Annotated in this window: 13 protein-coding genes; 8 read left to right on the forward strand and 5 right to left on the reverse strand. The window is 64.0% G+C overall.

Annotation, left to right across the window (positions count from 1 at the left end; genetic code table 11):
- Nucleotides 1-18 precede the first annotated feature (18 nt).
- The 4 genes from IVA92_RS32200 to IVA92_RS32215 all read left to right on the forward strand — a co-directional run bounded on the left by IVA92_RS32200 (nucleotide 19) and on the right by IVA92_RS32215 (nucleotide 5,489).
- Entirely contained in the window at nucleotides 19-1,902 is a 1,884-nt protein-coding gene (locus IVA92_RS32200; protein WP_247278678.1) for a flagellar protein, read from the forward strand.
- Nucleotides 1,903-1,973: 71 nt separating this feature from the next.
- Nucleotides 1,974-2,759, forward strand: coding sequence for a hypothetical protein (locus IVA92_RS32205; RefSeq protein WP_247278677.1), 786 nt, complete (start codon nucleotides 1,974-1,976; stop codon nucleotides 2,757-2,759).
- 10 nt (nucleotides 2,760-2,769) lie between these two features.
- A complete protein-coding gene (locus tag IVA92_RS32210) occupies nucleotides 2,770-3,993 on the forward strand; it encodes a hypothetical protein (RefSeq protein ID WP_247278676.1) in 1,224 nt (407 codons plus the stop codon).
- A complete protein-coding gene (locus IVA92_RS32215) occupies nucleotides 3,990-5,489 on the forward strand; it encodes an aspartate aminotransferase family protein (RefSeq protein WP_247278675.1) in 1,500 nt (499 codons plus the stop codon). The genes IVA92_RS32210 and IVA92_RS32215 overlap by 4 nt, the downstream gene beginning before the upstream one ends.
- A 103-nt stretch (nucleotides 5,490-5,592) precedes the next feature.
- Here the strand turns inward: IVA92_RS32215 and flbT are convergent, their stop codons facing one another.
- Nucleotides 5,593-6,033 (reverse strand): flagellar biosynthesis repressor FlbT, encoded by a 441-nt coding sequence (gene flbT / locus IVA92_RS32220; protein ID WP_247278674.1) that lies wholly within the window; start codon nucleotides 6,031-6,033, stop codon nucleotides 5,593-5,595.
- A gap of 322 nt (nucleotides 6,034-6,355) precedes the next feature.
- On the opposite strand from flbT, the gene IVA92_RS32225 reads away from it, so the two are divergent.
- The 3 genes from IVA92_RS32225 to flaF all read left to right on the forward strand — a co-directional run bounded on the left by IVA92_RS32225 (nucleotide 6,356) and on the right by flaF (nucleotide 11,754).
- Complete coding sequence (locus IVA92_RS32225; protein WP_247534644.1) at nucleotides 6,356-8,641, forward strand: DUF1522 domain-containing protein; 2,286 nt, start codon at nucleotides 6,356-6,358, stop codon at nucleotides 8,639-8,641.
- A gap of 218 nt (nucleotides 8,642-8,859) precedes the next feature.
- Nucleotides 8,860-11,100 carry a DUF1522 domain-containing protein gene (locus IVA92_RS32230; RefSeq protein WP_247278672.1) on the forward strand — a complete coding sequence of 747 codons (2,241 nt, stop codon included), beginning with the start codon at nucleotides 8,860-8,862 and terminating at the stop codon, nucleotides 11,098-11,100.
- Between the two features lie 285 nt (nucleotides 11,101-11,385).
- A complete protein-coding gene (flaF, locus tag IVA92_RS32235) occupies nucleotides 11,386-11,754 on the forward strand; it encodes a flagellar biosynthesis regulator FlaF (protein WP_008554779.1) in 369 nt (122 codons plus the stop codon).
- Nucleotides 11,755-11,873: 119 nt separating this feature from the next.
- Here flaF and IVA92_RS32240 read toward each other — a convergent pair whose 3' ends face one another.
- From IVA92_RS32240 to IVA92_RS32255, 4 genes are all read right to left on the reverse strand, one after another.
- The gene (locus tag IVA92_RS32240) at nucleotides 11,874-12,233 is read right to left on the reverse strand and encodes a hypothetical protein (protein WP_247278671.1); all 360 of its coding nucleotides are present in this window, start codon (nucleotides 12,231-12,233) and stop codon (nucleotides 11,874-11,876) included.
- Nucleotides 12,234-12,395: 162 nt separating this feature from the next.
- Entirely contained in the window at nucleotides 12,396-12,893 is a 498-nt protein-coding gene (locus IVA92_RS32245) for a hypothetical protein (RefSeq protein WP_247278670.1), read from the reverse strand.
- 11 nt (nucleotides 12,894-12,904) lie between these two features.
- The gene (gene flgJ / locus IVA92_RS32250; RefSeq protein WP_247278669.1) at nucleotides 12,905-13,273 is read right to left on the reverse strand and encodes a flagellar assembly peptidoglycan hydrolase FlgJ; all 369 of its coding nucleotides are present in this window, start codon (nucleotides 13,271-13,273) and stop codon (nucleotides 12,905-12,907) included.
- Nucleotides 13,273-14,397, reverse strand: a complete 1,125-nt coding sequence (locus IVA92_RS32255; protein WP_247278668.1) for a flagellar basal body P-ring protein FlgI — start codon at nucleotides 14,395-14,397, stop codon at nucleotides 13,273-13,275. Before IVA92_RS32255 ends, flgJ begins: the two co-directional genes overlap by 1 nt.
- A gap of 283 nt (nucleotides 14,398-14,680) precedes the next feature.
- Here IVA92_RS32255 and IVA92_RS32260 point away from each other — a divergent pair, with 283 nt between their 5' ends.
- Nucleotides 14,681-15,094 (forward strand): flagellar assembly protein FliX, encoded by a 414-nt coding sequence (locus IVA92_RS32260; protein ID WP_247278667.1) that lies wholly within the window; start codon nucleotides 14,681-14,683, stop codon nucleotides 15,092-15,094.
- Nucleotides 15,095-15,315: the final 221 nt, after the last annotated feature.

Genomic DNA, 15,315 nt, shown 5'->3' on the forward strand with positions numbered 1-15,315 from the left:
GTAACAGGGCTCTGAAACATGTCGATCAGCAGCATCAACTACTCGTCGTCGGTTCTGGGCTCGCAGATCCGCAACATCAATCAGCAGCTCACCGATCTGTCGACGCAGCTTTCGACCGGCAAGCTGTCGCAGAACTATTCCGGCATGGGCACCAACGAGGGTTTTGCGATCGCCGGGCGCGCGCAGCTCTCCAACATCGCCGCCTATACCGACACGATCACCAACGTCAATGTCAGCATCAACCTCGCCAATACCGCGTTGCAGTCGCTGACCAAGATCCGCAGCACGGTGCAGACGGGCTCGGCCTCTACCGCGCAGGATCTCAACGTCAACGGCCAGACGGTCGCGCAGAACACCGCGGCCGCCCAGTTCGGCTCGATGGTCGGCGTTCTCAACACGCAGACCGGTAGCCGTTATCTGTTCTCCGGAACGGCCGTCAACACCCAATCGGTCGCCGATGCCGGTGACATCATCAACGGCACCACGACGCAGGCGGGGTTCAAGACCGTCATGGCGGAGCGCCAAGCCGCCGATCTCGGCGCCAACGGCATGGGCCGTCTGGTGCAGACGCAGCCGACGCCGAGCTCGGTGCAGGTCGCGGAAGACGCCGCCGGATCGCCGTTCGGGCTCAAGATCAAGTCGGTCTCCTCGACGCTGACCGGTGCGACCGTCACCGGCCCGAGCGGCTCGCCGGTATCGTTCTCGGTCGATCTCAACGGCGTCAACCCGAACAACGGCGACAAGCTGAGTGTCCAGTTTACCCTGCCGGACGGCACGACCGAGCAGATCGACCTGACCGCCTCGACGGCGACGCCGACCCCGCTCGGCAGCTTCGCGATCGATGCAAGCGTCCCCGTCAACCCGAACAACACGGCCGCGAACCTCAACACGGCGCTGAACACCGCGATCACCAAGCTCGCCAACACCTCGCTGGTGGCGGCATCCGCGGTTGTCGCCGGAGACAACTTCTTCAACAGCGCGAGCTCTGCAATCGGCGCGCCCCTCAACAACCAGGCGACGCCGTTGGCCCCTGTTACCGGCGCAACGGCACTGTCCGGGGCGAGCCCTTCGGACTCGATCTCGCCGGGCTTCGTCGCCGGCGACACCATCACCGTCAACGGCACCACGCTGACCTTTGTCGCTTCCGGCGCGACCGGCAACCAGCTCAACGTCACCGATAGCATCCAGACCCTCTTGAGTAGGATCGACCAGATCACGGGGACCTCGAAGCCCTCGACCGTCCATGGCGGCTCGATCACGATCAACACGGACGATGCGGCGAGCCTCAGCATTACGAGCTCGAACACGGGCGCGCTGAGTTCGCTCGGTTTCAGTTCGACGCCCGTGACCGCCACGCAACCGCCGCTGCGCGTCGGCTCGTCGCCGGCGAGTTCGGCGACCACGCTGGTGAACGGCTCGGCCAATACAGTGAAATGGTACTTGGGCAACGACGGGCCGGGCTCGCCGCGCTCAACCGCGATGGCGCGGGTCGACGATGCCGTGACGGTGCAATATGGTGCCCAGGCGAATGAGGATGCGATCCGCCGGCAATTGCAGGCGATCGCGGTGTTCGGGACCTTCTCGACTTCGCCGACCGGCCAATATTCGGGCGGGCAGGTTTCCGCGCTGAGCCTGCGGGTGACGCAGGCGCTGACCCAGCAGCCCGGGCAGCAGCGCATCGAGGACATCCAGACCGACATCGCGATGGCCCAGAACACGATGAAGGATGCGTCCACGCGCCAGACCCAGGCCAAGGCGCAGCTCCAGACCATCATCGATCAGGCAGAATCGGCCTCGCCGGACCAGGTCGCGAGCGAGATCCTGGCGCTGCAGAATGCGCTCCAGGCATCCTACCAAGTGACCTCGAACTTGGCGCAGCTCTCGCTCGTCAAGTTCCTGTAAGGACGCGTTAAGGCGCCGTTAACCATGCCTCTTTACCTCTTCGTGAGGATTGGAGCGGGGCGGAGCTGGGGATGCCGGACACGATGCAACTGGTGGTGGCCACGCCATGCTTCGGCGGGCAGGTGTCGAGCATCTATGCGAGTTCGATCTTCGCGCTCCAGCGCGCCGTGCACGGCATGTCCAATCTCGAGCTCAAGGTGCATTTGCGCGACGGCGACGCGCTGATCACGCGCGCGCGGGCCAATCTGGTCGCACTGTTCCTGGACGATCCCAAGGCGACGCATTTCCTTTTCATCGATGCCGACATCGGCTTCAAGCCGGAGCAGGTGTTCCGGCTGATCGAATGCGGCGCCGACGTCGTCGCCGGCTGCTATCCGATCAAGCGGGTCAACTGGGACAAGGCGAAGCGCGCGATTGAGGCCGGCCGCGCTGACGTGCCGGCGGCTGCGCTCGACTACGTGCTGGAGATCGAGGATCCCGAGCGCATCGTGGTCGTCAACGGCTTCACCCGCGTGCGCTATGCCGGCACCGGCTTCCTGATGATCCGGCGCCACGTGTTGGAAGCGATGTGCCGCCACCCCGACTACACCAACTTGCAATTCTTCCGCGAGCATTCGCACGATACGCTGGCGGCGAGCCGCAACCGGTTCGCGCTGTTCGAATGCATGATCGATCCAGCGACCGGAACGTATCTGTCCGAGGACTTCGCCTTCTGCAAGCGCTGGACCGACATCGGCGGCGAGATCTGGGCCGACATCCAGAGTTCGCTCGATCACGTCGGACCGTCGGTGTTCCACGGCGATATCGCCTCGCAATTCGCGCCGGCGCCCGTAGCGGCGGCCGCCGATGCGGCGTGAGCTTTTCGGGATGAGCGCCGGCGCGTACGCCGACCGTATTGGCTTTGCGCAGCTGACGCGCCAGGCTTTCGAAGGTGTCGATTTGCAGCCGTTGCGCGACCGGCTCGTGGTCCGGATCAGAGAGGGGACGGCGCAGGCGGGCGAAGGCCTGGATCTGTCGCTGATCGTCCAGCTCCTTGGCGACAAGGAGGCGGGGCTTGCGATCCAGTCGGAGGTGCTGACCTTCCATCAGTTGTTTCGTACGCCCAGCGCTGTCCCGAAGCCGGGCTTGCGCGTGCTCGCGCTTGCAGCCGACATCGACATGGGCGGCAACACGCCAATCGACTTCCTGCTGGAAGGGTCCGACATCGAGCTGTTGACGCTCTATGTGGTCAAGGGCGTCGGTCTGCCGGAGAACTTGCCCGAGCACGACGTCGCCATCGTGGTTGCATCCGATTCCGAGGAATGCCGGGACGCGCTCGCGCTGATCGAGAAGGCCGTGCCATGCTGGCCGCGGCCGCTGCTCAATCGCCCCGATCTCATCGGCAACCTCGATCGGGACAAGCTGTACCGGCTGCTGACGGGTGTGCCCGGCCTCGACATTCCCGCGACCGTCCACGCCACGCGCGCGCAATTGTCGGAGCTCGCGCTGGGGCGGATCGCCTGCAATTCCATCGCGGACGAATTGCACTTTCCGATGATCGCGCGACCACGCGGCTCGCATGCCGGCGTCGGGCTCGCCAAGCTCGCTGATGCGGCGGCGCTATCGGCCTATCTCGGCGAACGGAAGGAGGAGGACTTCTTCGTCGCACGCTTCGTCGACTATGTCAGCCCCGACGGGCTCTATCGCAAATATCGCCTCGCCATGATCGACGGCAAGCCTTACGCTTGCCACATGGCGATCGCCGATCGCTGGGACATCTGGTATCTCAACGCCTACATGGCATTCAGCGAGGAGAAGCGGGCCGAGGAGGCCATCTTCATGCTCGACTTCGACCACACCTTCGCGGTGCGCCACAGGAGCGCGCTCGAGGAGATGAGCAGACGCGTCGGGCTCGACTATTTCATCGTCGATTGCGCCGAGAACCAGGACCGTGAGCTCCTGGTCTTCGAAGCCGACAACACCGCCGTCGTGCACAACATGGATTCGCCGGTCGTGTTTCCGTACAAGCCGCCGCAGATGCGCAAGATATTTGCGGCGTTCACGGCGATGCTGTCGCGGCATGCATGCGCGGGCAAGGAGAGCGCAGCATGAACGAGATCATCCGCAACACGCCCGGCTCGGTCACCCACACATCACTCGATCCCCAGGACTGGAGCGAGTTTCGCGCGCTGGCCCATCGCATGCTGGACGAGGCGATCGACGGCGTCGCCAACATTCGGGCGCGTCCGGTCTGGCAGCCGATCCCCGACGACGTCCGCGCGGCATTCAAGGCCGACGTGCCGCGCCAGGCGAGCGGCCTCGCCGATGTCTATCGCGATTTTGCCGAGCATGTCGCGCCCTATGCGACCGGCAACGTCCATCCGGGCTTCATGGGCTGGGTCCATGGCGGCGGCACCGCGGTCGGCATGCTCGCGGAGATGCTCGCAGCCGGCCTCAATGCCAATCTTGGCGGACGCGACCACATGCCGATCGAGGTTGAGCGCCAGATCGTCGCGTGGATGCGCCGTCTGTTCGCGTTTCCGGACGACGCGAGCGGCATCTTCGTCACGGGCACGTCGATGGCCAATCTGATGGCGGTGCTAGTGGCACGTACGAACGCGCTCGGCGCGCTGGCGCGCCAGCACGGTATCGGCAATGACGGCGCGCTGCTCACGGCCTATACGTCGCACGCCGCACATGGCTGCATCTCGCGGGCGATGGATCTTGCCGGGCTCGGCACGGACGCGCTACGCAAGATCGGTGTCGATGCCGATCATCGCATCGATGTTGCCGCGCTGCGCGCGCAGATCGCTGTTGATCGCGAAGTCGGATTCAAGCCGTTCCTGGTGGTCGCATCGGCCGGCACGGTCGATGTCGGCGCGATCGACGATCTCAAGGCCGTCGCGGAGCTGTGCCGCGAGGAGGGGATCTGGTTTCACGTCGACGGCGCTTTCGGAGCGCTCGCGATCATGTCACCCGAGCTCGCACCCCTGCTTGGCGGCATTGAGCTTGCGGATTCCATTGCGCTCGACTTCCACAAATGGGGACAAGTGCCTTATGACGCCGGCTTCCTGCTGGTGCGCGACGGCGAGCAGCATCGGCAGGCGTTTGCGCAGCCCGCGGCCTATCTGCGCCGGGAGGCGAGGGGACTTGCGGCGGGTGCGGTCTGGCCCTGCGATCTCGGACCTGATCTGTCGCGCGGCTTCCGTGCGCTGAAGACCTGGTTCACTCTGAAGACGTTCGGCACCGATCGGCTCGGTGCGGTGATCGCGCGAAGCTGCGCGCTTGCAAAATATCTGGAGGCGCGCATTCTGGCCGAGCCGCGGCTGGAATTGCTGGCGCCGGTCAATCTCAACATCGTCTGCTTCCGCTATCGCGCCGATGACGCGGTCAATCGCGAGATCGTCGCCGACATCCAGGAGTCGGGCGTCGCGGCACCGTCGAGCACCACGCTGGACGGCAGGTTTGCGATCCGTGCCGCGATCGTCAATCACCGTACCGATGAGAGGGACATCGACGCGCTGGTCGCGGCCGTGCTGGAGTTCGGTGGACGCCGGAGCGGCGACGGAGTGGTTGAGGTCGAGGCGCCGCCGCTCGCGGCGCTCTAGCAGCGATGCATGCCTGAGACGACAACGGCCCCGGAGGTGATCCGGGGCCGTTGTCGTTCGCGCGGCTTGATCGTTCGCGCGCGTGCGGCACGAACGCGTGTGGTCAGGCGGCGGTGCTGACGTTGTCCTTGTCCGCTTGCGCCTTCGGATGCGTGGCTTCGAACTGGTCCCGCAGCTTCTCCTCATAAGCGATCAGCTTGCGAGCGTCTTTCAGCGCCCGGTAGAGGTCGCCGTTGAGGATGTTGTTGTTGATGCCTTCGATGATCGGCCAGGCGCTCGGCACCGCGGTGACGATGTCGCGCACCAGATTGAAATAGGTGCCGTGCTGGGTCTGCGGATCCGGCGAGATGTACATGAGCTGGACCGCCAGATAGACCAGCTTGGCGGGCGTGTTTGCCGTCTCCGGCGTGAGGATGTCGCGCTCGCGCAGGATCGGCACGTTGTCGCCGTCGATCAGGAGGCGGGCGCGCTGGTCGGTGTTGGTAATCACGCAGTTACCGACGATGATGCGTTCGTGCGGTCTGAGCTCGACCTTGAGGGCCATGCCTGTTCTCCATCAACGCTTTCGTAACCGAGCGTTCGTTGCGGCTCATCAGGGCATGATTCTCGCCCGGAATTAGTTAACGAGCTGTAAATCGCCGGCGTTCGCGCGAAAAAGCGTAACATTATCAATGTTGTATCTGTTGTGGCGGCGGGGTGATGTGCGCAACTCCCACGCCCGAATCACGCGCGGCCGGGCAAAAGCACGGATTTCATTTCATGTTTCGTTAGAGGTCTGGGCGCCACGGTCCGCCGGTCGCTGGGTCGATCTCGATCCAAGCTGACGCGTAACAGTAAGCGTCGTTTACCAGAAAGGTAACAGAGTCATGTCCGGTATCGTCCTCTCCTCGTCGGTTCGTCAGAACCTGCTCTCTCTCCAGTCCACCGCCGATCTTCTCGCCACCACGCAGAACCGTCTGTCGACCGGCAAGAGCGTCAACTCGGCTCTCGACAATCCCACCAACTTCTTCACGGCACAGTCGCTCGACAACCGCGCCAGCGACATCAACAATCTGCTCGACGGCATCGCCAACGGCGTGCAGGTGCTGCAGGCTGCCAACACCGGCATCACCTCGCTGCAGAAGCTGATCGACAGCGCCAAGTCGATCGCCAACCAGGCGCTGCAGACCACCGTCGGCTATTCCACCAAGTCGAACGTCTCCACCACGATCGCGGGTGCGACGGCTTCGGATCTGCGTGGCACGACGTCTTACGCGAGCGCGACCGCTCTCGGTAACGTGCTGTATAGCGGCGCTGCCGGCGGCACGGCCGCTGCGACCTCGTCTTCGACGTTAGGCAGTGCTGCCCAGGGTAGCTTCACGGCTGCTGCGGCGGTGAAAGCGGCCGACGGCACGACCAACCTGGCCGGCACCGCGACCTTGATCGGTGCGGCCGGTGCTGCGACCGTTGCCGGTACGTCCCCGGCGGACGGCGACACGCTTACCGTCAACGGTCACACGATCACCTTCCGCGCCGGCACCGCGCCGAGCGGTACGTCGATCCCGAGCGGTTCCGGTGTCAACTCGGGCGGTACCGTCCTTACCGACGGCAGCGGCAATTCAACCGTCTATCTCGGCACCACTGGCACGCCGCTCGCCACGGTCAATGACCTTCTGACCGCGGTCGACCTTGCCAGCGGAGTGCAGACCGCTTCGATTAACAGCAGCGGTGTTGCAACCTTCGGCGCTGCTTCCGGCGCGACCCCTTCGTCCATCGCCGCCGGTATCGCGACGATCAAGAGCTCGACCGGTGCCGACCTCAGCATCACCGGCAAGGCCGACTTCCTCAAGGGCCTGGGCCTCACCAGCGCAACGGGTAGCGGCAATGCCGTCTTCACCATTACGCGCACCACGGCGTCCGGCTCGCTGGGTTCGTTGATCCAGGACGGGTCGACGCTGAACGTCAACGGTCACGTCATCACCTTCAAGAACGCGCCGATCCCGGGCTCGACCAACGCTCCGGCGGTTCCGAGCGGCTTCGGGGCCAGCGGTAACGTCCTGACCGACGGCAACGGCAACTCGACCGTCTATCTGCAGGCCGGTACCGTGGCCGATGTGCTGAAGGCGATCGACTTTGCGACCGGTGTGCAAACCTTCACGCTCAACGGCAGCGGTGGCGGTACGCTCGCGACCGCGACGGGCCAAGCCAATTCGTCGATCAACACCTCCGGCCAGCTCAGACTGTCCACCGGGGTCAATGCCGACCTGTCGATCACCGGCACCGGCAATGTGCTGAACGTGTTCGGCCTCGCCGGCAATACTGGCAGCGCGACCGCATTCACCGCGGCCCGCACCTCCGGCGTCGGCGGCATCGCCGGCAAGACCTTGACCTTCTCCTCCTTCAACGGCGGCACGGCGGTCAACGTCACCTTCGGCGACGGCACCAACGGCACGGTCAAGACGCTCGATCAGCTCAACACCAAGCTGCAGGCCAACAATCTGGCTGCCACGATCGATGCCAACGGCTTGCTGACCATCACCGCGTCCAACGACTACGCGTCCTCGACGCTCGGCTCGACGACCGCCGGCGGCGCGATCGGCGGCACGCTCACTTCGGCGCTGACCTTCTCGACGGCTTCTACCCCCGTCCAGGATGCGGTTGCACAGACGGCTCGTGCCAACCTGGTCAACCAGTACAACAACATCCTGAACCAGATCGACACGACTTCGCAGGACTCTTCGTTCAACGGCGTCAACCTCTTGAACGGCGATCAGCTTAAGCTCGTGTTCGACGAGACCGGCAAGTCGAGCCTGAACATCACCGGCGTGACCTACAACTCCAAGGGCCTGGGTCTGGCCGCGCTGACCATCGGCGTCGACTTCATCGACAACGCCGCCGCCAACCGGGTGCTGACCAATCTGAATGCCGCGTCCAGCACGCTGCGCTCGGAGGCCTCGGCGCTCGGCTCGAACCTCTCGGTCGTGCAGATCCGTCAGGATTTCAACAAGAACCTGATCAACGTGCTGCAGACCGGCTCGTCCAACCTGACGCTGGCCGACACCAACGTCGAGGCAGCGAACAGCCAGGCACTGTCGACCCGGCAGTCGATCGCGGTCTCCGCGCTCTCGCTGGCCAACACCTCGCAGCAGAGCGTGCTCCAGCTGCTCCGCTAATAAGCGACTGAACTAACTAGAAAAAAACGAGCGGCGGGGCTATTTCCCCGCCGCTCTTTTTTGCGTCCGGAGGCGGGCAGGGGCGTTCACCCGCTATTAACCCTATCGCTTAAACCGGCGTTAACCATACTTTAAAGGACACCTCCTAAAACTGGACAGAAGCCCGCTTTCGAGACCGCGCGGCCGATTCGTATCCGGTTCAAGAGGAAGACTCGCCAATGTCCAACATCGTTCTCTCGGCGTCAGTTCGCCAGAACCTGTTGTCGCTGCAGTCGACGGCCGACCTGCTGTCCACGACGCAGCAGCGCCTTTCGACCGGGAAAAAGGTCAACACCGCGCTCGACAACCCGACCAACTTCTTCACGGCACAGGGGTTGGACAATAGGGCGAGCGATATCAGCAATCTCCTCGACGGCATCAACAACGGTGTGCAGGTGTTGCAGGCCGCCAACACCGGCATCACCTCGCTGCAGAAGCTGATCGACAGCGCCAAGTCGATCGCCAACCAGGCGCTCCAGACCACGGTCGGCTACTCGACCAAGTCGAACATCTCGACCACGATCCCTGGCGCGACGCCGGCTGATCTGCGCGGCACCACGAGCTATACATACGCAACGGCAACCGGCAATGTGGTCACCAATGGTACCGCTGGCGGCACGACACCGGCGACCACCACGACCACGCTCGGCGGCATCTCGCAGTCGCTGGTCGGCTCGGCTGCTCCTGATGGTGCCGGCACCGCGGCCAGCCTGGCTGCGGGTCTGACGCTGCTCGGCACGCCCAGCGCGAGCACTATCGCGACGAACGGTGCTCCGTCGGATGGTGATGTGCTCGTCGTGGACGGCAAGACCATCACATTCAGGGCCGGCGCTGCGCCCGCGGTGGCCAACGTTCCTGCCGGCTCCGGCAAGAACAACAACGTCGTCACCGACGGCAATGGCAACTCGACTGTCTATCTCGGAACAAACGCCGCTCCGGCCGCAACCGTCCAGGACGTGATGGATGCGATCGACCTTGCAAGTGGCGTGCAAAAGGCTGCCATCACGGGCGGCACCGCGACGCTGTCGAGCTCGTCCGGCGCCAACGCCTCCATCACCTCTGGTGTTCTCACCCTCACCACTGGTACCGGTGCCGACCTCAGCATCACCGGCAAGGCCGACTTCCTCAAGGCGCTCGGTCTGACAACCGCGACCGGGTCCGGCAATGTCAATGTGAGCAAGGCGCGCCTGACGACTTCGGCGACGCTCGGCACTCTCGTTCAAGACGGCTCCACGCTCAATGTGGATGGCAAGACGGTCACGTTCAAGAATGCGGCCGCTCCTGCTGCCGCGCCGACAGGCTCCACCAAGATCGGCAACATCGTGACGGACAACAACGGCAACTCCGTCGTGTATCTCCAGGGCGGAAACGTTCAGGATTCGTTGAACGCGATCGATCTGGCTTCGGGGGCCGGCATCGTCAGCGGCGGCGCCGTGGTTGCGGCGAGCGGTTCGTCGCTGTCCTCGGTCGTGAATGGCGCTCTCAAGCTCAGCACCGGCACCACGGCGGATCTGTCGATCACTGGAACCGGCAACGCGCTGTCCTCGTTCGGTCTGACCGGTCCCACCGGCACCGGCACGGCCTTCACCGCGGGACGCGCGCCGGGAGTAGGCAGCATCTCGGGCAAGACCCTGACGTTTACCTCCTTCAACGGCGGCACGGCGGTCAACGTCACCTTCGGCGACGGCACCAACGGCACCGTCAAGACACTCGATCAGCTGAACTCGCAGCTTCAGGCGAATCACCTCACGGCGACAATCGACGCCAACGGCGTGCTCACGATCACCACCGTGAACGAATACGCGTCTTCGACGCTCGGCTCTGTGACGGCCGGCGGCGTCGTCGGTGGTACGATCACCGGTACGGTTGCCTTTACGACGGCCCAGCCGCCGATCCAGGATCCGGTCGCGCAGACCGCGCGCTCGAACCTCGTCAACCAGTTCAACAACATCCTGGCGCAGATCGACACGACGTCGCAGGACGCCTCCTTCAACGGCGTCAACCTGCTCAACGGCGACACGCTGAAGCTGATCTTCAATGAGACCGGCAGCTCGACGCTCGGCATCAATGGCGTGGTGTTCAACGCGGCGGGCCTCGGTCTCAGCAACCTCGTCAACGGCGTCGATTTCATCGACAACGGCGCCACCAACAGGGTGCTCGCGAGCCTCAACGCGGCCTCGAGCACGTTGCGCTCGGAAGGCTCTGCGCTCGGCTCGAACCTCTCGATCGTGCAGGTGCGTCAGGACTTCTCCAAGAACCTGATCAACGTGCTCCAGACCGGCTCGTCCAACCTGACGCTCGCCGATACCAACGAGGAAGCGGCCAACAGCCAGGCGCTGTCGACCCGGCAGTCGATCGCGGTCTCCGCGCTGTCGCTGGCCAACCAGTCGCAGCAGAGCGTGCTTCAGCTGCTCCGCTAATTTCACGATGCAAGATACTGAATTGAACATCACGGCGGGGCCCACGCTCCGCCGTTTTTATGGAGATCGCTAAGGCAGGATTAGCCGAGATTGATGCGCGTCGTGCGAGGCGTGTTTACAGCATCCGTGCGCGCATCTAGCTTTGCGGTGACGAAGGACTCGACCGTAATAATCCGGAGTCGTTCCACTCGTCACGTAAGCAAAATCTTAAGCGGTGCTGCCTAGGGTCGGGAAAGAAATCCTTAAGCGCGTTCAACGCGCTAGGTAACCTCCAGGGTGTGATTGATGTCGAATTCCGCTGCCTCGGCCTACGCGCGTGTTGCAACGACCACTGCATCTCCTCGCGACATCGAGGCGCAAACCCTGCTCAAGGCCGCGAACAAGCTTCAGGATGCGGTGAACAACGCCGATCCGCTCAGCGAGCAGACCATGCAGGCCCTGATGTTCAACCGCAAGCTCTGGACCATCTTCTTGAGCGAGGCGATGCGCGATAACAATCCGCAGCCGATCGACGTCCGGCAGAAGATCGCCAACATCAGCGTGTTCGTGCTGAGCCAGACCGCCGCGCTGCAGATGAGCCCGCAGTTCGATCACTTCCGTCCGCTGATCGAGATCAACCGCAATATCGCAGCTGGTCTGTCCGGAAGGCCGTGACAGCAAGCTGTCCTGCGTCATGATCGAGCATTCTGCGAGTGCGGGCCAAATTCACGCCTACAGATGCGGCAAGCCAGACCTATCTCGATACTGCCGTTACGCCGCCCGACGCTCGATCGTCAGACGCTGCGGTCGGTGCTGAGCGGGCGCGAGGGTTCGGACTTCAGATCCAGCGCATGGAAATAGGCCCGCCGGCGCAGCATCGCTTCGTCGGGGAACTGGTTGACCACCGCATCGGTCTTGTCGTTGACGATCTGGAAGACGAAGGATGCGGCCGCCTGGTCGAACACGACCTGGCGCGAGACGTTCTCGTGGCTTGGCGGATCATTGCGCACGGGCGCGCCGGTATCGCTGGCGGCGACCGTCTGCCGCACCGGAAGATCCGTTTGCACAGCCTCGTTCGCCGCCGCGTTGGACGTCGGTATGATCTGCACGGGGGCCGGGATCCCCACCGGCCGGATGCTGAAATCTGTACTCATTGGCAGCCTCCTGGTTGCCTAGTATTGAGTCAAATCCCAACCCCTCTCATTGCGCAAGCATGGAACACCAGGACTAAAGACCTGGTAAGCAAACGTGCCTAACCGCGCGACGACATCGCCGCGCGGTTTTTCGTAAAATTTGTCTCTTGTTCGTGCGGGTGCTCAGAGCGAGCGGCTGACCGCGAGCGGCGTGATGTGGCGCGGGCCGGGGGCCGCGCGACGACCCGCAGCCGTATAGGTGTTCGGCACGTTGCGCTTCTGGATCTCGGCATTAACGCCGCGCACAACGCTCTCGGACACCGCGTGTGCGGTGGCGAGCACGGTGAGGTTGACCTGAAGCATGGCGCGGAACGCATCGTGGTGGCGGTGCAACGTCGAGAGCAACTCGGGCGCGGATTTGGCGAGCTGGGGTTGGTTCGCCTTCAGCTGGCTGACGGCGCCGACATAGTTGCGCGACAACTCTTGCTTCTTGCCCTCGAGCGTCATCGCCTCGCGGACCTTGCCGGCGCGGACGAGCTCGGTCTCGCGCTCGATCAGTCCGAGCAGGGCGCTCATTGCATCCATCAGGTTCTCGCCGATCTTGCGTGCCTCGGCGCTGCCATGCACGGGGTTCGGGCGCGGCGCTTGCATCGGCGGACGTGAGCCGTGGGAATGGTTCATCTCGTTTGACCTTATGCCGTGCGGATCGTTTTCGCCTGCTGCATGATCAGGGTGCGGTAGACTTCGGTGGCGACGCCGACGCCGCCGGCCTTGGCGAAGTTCTTCGAATATTGCTCCGTCAGCATCGAGCGCCACACCCCGGTTCCAGGCGTGTCGCCGAATGGGCCTTCGCCCTTCAGGCCGGAGGTCATTTGCGAGAACATGCTGTTGAGGAACATCGCCTCGAAATCGGTGGCGGTCTTCTGCGCCTTGGCCTGCTGTTGCGGTGAGACTTTTTGCAAGGCGCTCGCGAACTCGAAATCCGGCCGGCCGTTGCGGCTCTCGACCGAGAAGGCCGAAGCGTTGGCGACGCGCGGGGCGTTGATCGTGCCGGTCTGCATCACATCACCTCGATGTCGGCTTCGATCGCGCCGGCGGCCTTGATCGCCTGAAGGATGCTGATCATGTCGCGGGGGCCGATGCCGAGGCCATTGAGGCCGTCGACGAGCTGCTGGAGCGATACGCCGTCCTTGACGACGGCCAGTTTTTTTCCGTCCTCGGTGACGGTGACGCTGCTGCGCGGCGCAACCACGGTCCGCCCGCGCGACAACGGGTTGGGCTGGCTCACCTGGGGACTCTCGGAGATCGTCACGGTGAGGTTGCCCTGCGCCACCGCAACCGTGGCGACGCGGACGTCGCGGCCCATCACGATGATGCCGCTGCGCTCGTCGATGACGATCTTGGCAGCGAGATCGGGATCGACCTGGAGCTGCTCGATCTCCGTGAGAAAGGCGACGACGTTGCCCTTGAACTCCGGCGGGATCGACAGCTGCACCGTCGAGGGGTCGATCGGCTCGGCGGTCTTGACGCCGAGATAGTCGTTGACGGCGGCCGCGATGCGTTTGGCCGTGGTGAAGTCGGCATTGCGCAGCGCTAGGCGCACGTTCGGCAGGCGATTGAGCGCGAACTCGATCTCGCGCTCGATGATGGCGCCGTTGGCAATGCGCCCGACGGTCGGCACGCCGCGCACGATTTTCGCCGCTTCGCCCTCAGCCTGGAAGCCGGAGATCGCGAGCGAGCCCTGCGCAACCGCATAGACGTTGCCGTCGGCGCCGAGCAGGGGGGTGACGAGCAGGGTGCCACCCTGGAGGTTCTTGGCGTCCCCGAGCGCGGAGACGGTGACGTCCATGCGCGTGCCCTGTGTGGCGAACGCCGGCAAATTGCCAGTCACCATCACGGCGGCGACGTTGCCGGTGCGGATGGTGGCGCCGCGGATGTTGACGCCCATGCGCTCGAGCATCGCCTGCAGCGATTGCTTGGTGAAGGGGATGTTGTTGAGCGTGTCGCCGGTGCCGTTGAGGCCGACGACGAGGCCGTAGCCGATGAGCTGGTTCTGCCGCACGCCCTCGATATTGGCGAGGTCCTTGATGCGCGATGTCGCGCTCGCAGGCGTGACCGAGAGCGCCAGCGCCGACAGCGCGGCACAGGCCACCCCAACAATCCTCACCCAACGAACGCCTGGCATCCTCTGCTCCCCAAAGGTTCCCTAAAAAGGGCTCCTCAAATCGAAGGACCGTCTGCGACACTCCCATGACGAGCTGGTCCGGCGCTTTCCTTGCGAGCGCCGTGCCAAGCGAGGGCAGCAGGGTAGGTGGCTGAACAGGTTGAATAAATCTGTTCCGACGGTGTCAGCCGGCGTTCGCCCTGAGGAGCGAAACTGCCGCATGTCGGCAGATTTTGCCGAGCCGTTTACGCGCCGTTAACCATAAAACGGCGAAGGTGAGGCATCGATCACCCGGATTGCTGCGATGCGCATCTACGGACCGAACGGCACCACGCTCGGAACGCCGGCCAGCCAGGCCCGGCGGACGGATTCCGGCACCTTCGTCCTGCCCGACACCTCGTCGGCGCAGGAGACGCGGAGCGCTGCCGCGCCGAAAGCCGCCGCCAACATCGATGCGTTGCTTGCACTGCAAGGCGTCGAAGAAGATCCGGTCGCGCGCCGCAAGCGCTCGGTCGCCCGCGGCAAGACTGCGCTCGACGTGCTCGACGATCTCAAGATGGGGCTCCTGTCCGGCAATCTCGACGCCTCGACCGTGATGCGGCTGCGCGACGCGGCGGCGAACCTGAAATCGTCGTCGGGCGATCCCGGACTGGATTCCGTGCTCTCGGAGATCGAGCTGCGGGTGGAGGTCGAACTGGCGAAGGCCGGCCGGGCGTAAGTCAGGCAGGCTATCATCGCCTGCGAAGCGGGCGATCCAGTATTCCAGAGACAGACGTTGTTGATCCAAGAAGCCGCGGCGTATTGGGCGGATTCAATCGGTCGTCGTAACACTCTAAAGCCGGATGGGGTTTGGTTGAATCGATTTGGGATTCCCAAATCAGTTCGTTTCTGATTCACCATGCTGGCTGGGCGGGAGGCCAGCATGGATGGGCAAGCCTT

Origin of the sequence: Bradyrhizobium sp. 154 (assembly GCF_023073875.1) — a bacterium.
In the GTDB taxonomy this organism is placed as follows: domain Bacteria; phylum Pseudomonadota; class Alphaproteobacteria; order Rhizobiales; family Xanthobacteraceae; genus Bradyrhizobium.

Excerpts from the sequence above, each read along its gene's own strand:
- IVA92_RS32200 (WP_247278678.1), top strand. The coding sequence starts at position 19 with ATGTCGATCAGCAGCATCAACTACTCGTCGTCGGTTCTGGGCTCGCAG.
- IVA92_RS32205 (WP_247278677.1), top strand. The coding sequence starts at position 1,974 with ATGCCGGACACGATGCAACTGGTGGTGGCCACGCCATGCTTCGGCGGG.
- IVA92_RS32210 (WP_247278676.1), top strand. The coding sequence starts at position 2,770 with ATGAGCGCCGGCGCGTACGCCGACCGTATTGGCTTTGCGCAGCTGACG.
- IVA92_RS32215 (WP_247278675.1), top strand. The coding sequence starts at position 3,990 with ATGAACGAGATCATCCGCAACACGCCCGGCTCGGTCACCCACACATCA.
- flbT (WP_247278674.1), bottom strand. The coding sequence starts at position 6,033 with ATGGCCCTCAAGGTCGAGCTCAGACCGCACGAACGCATCATCGTCGGT.
- IVA92_RS32225 (WP_247534644.1), top strand. The coding sequence starts at position 6,356 with ATGTCCGGTATCGTCCTCTCCTCGTCGGTTCGTCAGAACCTGCTCTCT.
- IVA92_RS32230 (WP_247278672.1), top strand. The coding sequence starts at position 8,860 with ATGTCCAACATCGTTCTCTCGGCGTCAGTTCGCCAGAACCTGTTGTCG.
- flaF (WP_008554779.1), top strand. The coding sequence starts at position 11,386 with ATGTCGAATTCCGCTGCCTCGGCCTACGCGCGTGTTGCAACGACCACT.
- IVA92_RS32240 (WP_247278671.1), bottom strand. The coding sequence starts at position 12,233 with ATGAGTACAGATTTCAGCATCCGGCCGGTGGGGATCCCGGCCCCCGTG.
- IVA92_RS32245 (WP_247278670.1), bottom strand. The coding sequence starts at position 12,893 with ATGAACCATTCCCACGGCTCACGTCCGCCGATGCAAGCGCCGCGCCCG.
- flgJ (WP_247278669.1), bottom strand. The coding sequence starts at position 13,273 with ATGCAGACCGGCACGATCAACGCCCCGCGCGTCGCCAACGCTTCGGCC.
- IVA92_RS32255 (WP_247278668.1), bottom strand. The coding sequence starts at position 14,397 with ATGCCAGGCGTTCGTTGGGTGAGGATTGTTGGGGTGGCCTGTGCCGCG.
- IVA92_RS32260 (WP_247278667.1), top strand. The coding sequence starts at position 14,681 with ATGCGCATCTACGGACCGAACGGCACCACGCTCGGAACGCCGGCCAGC.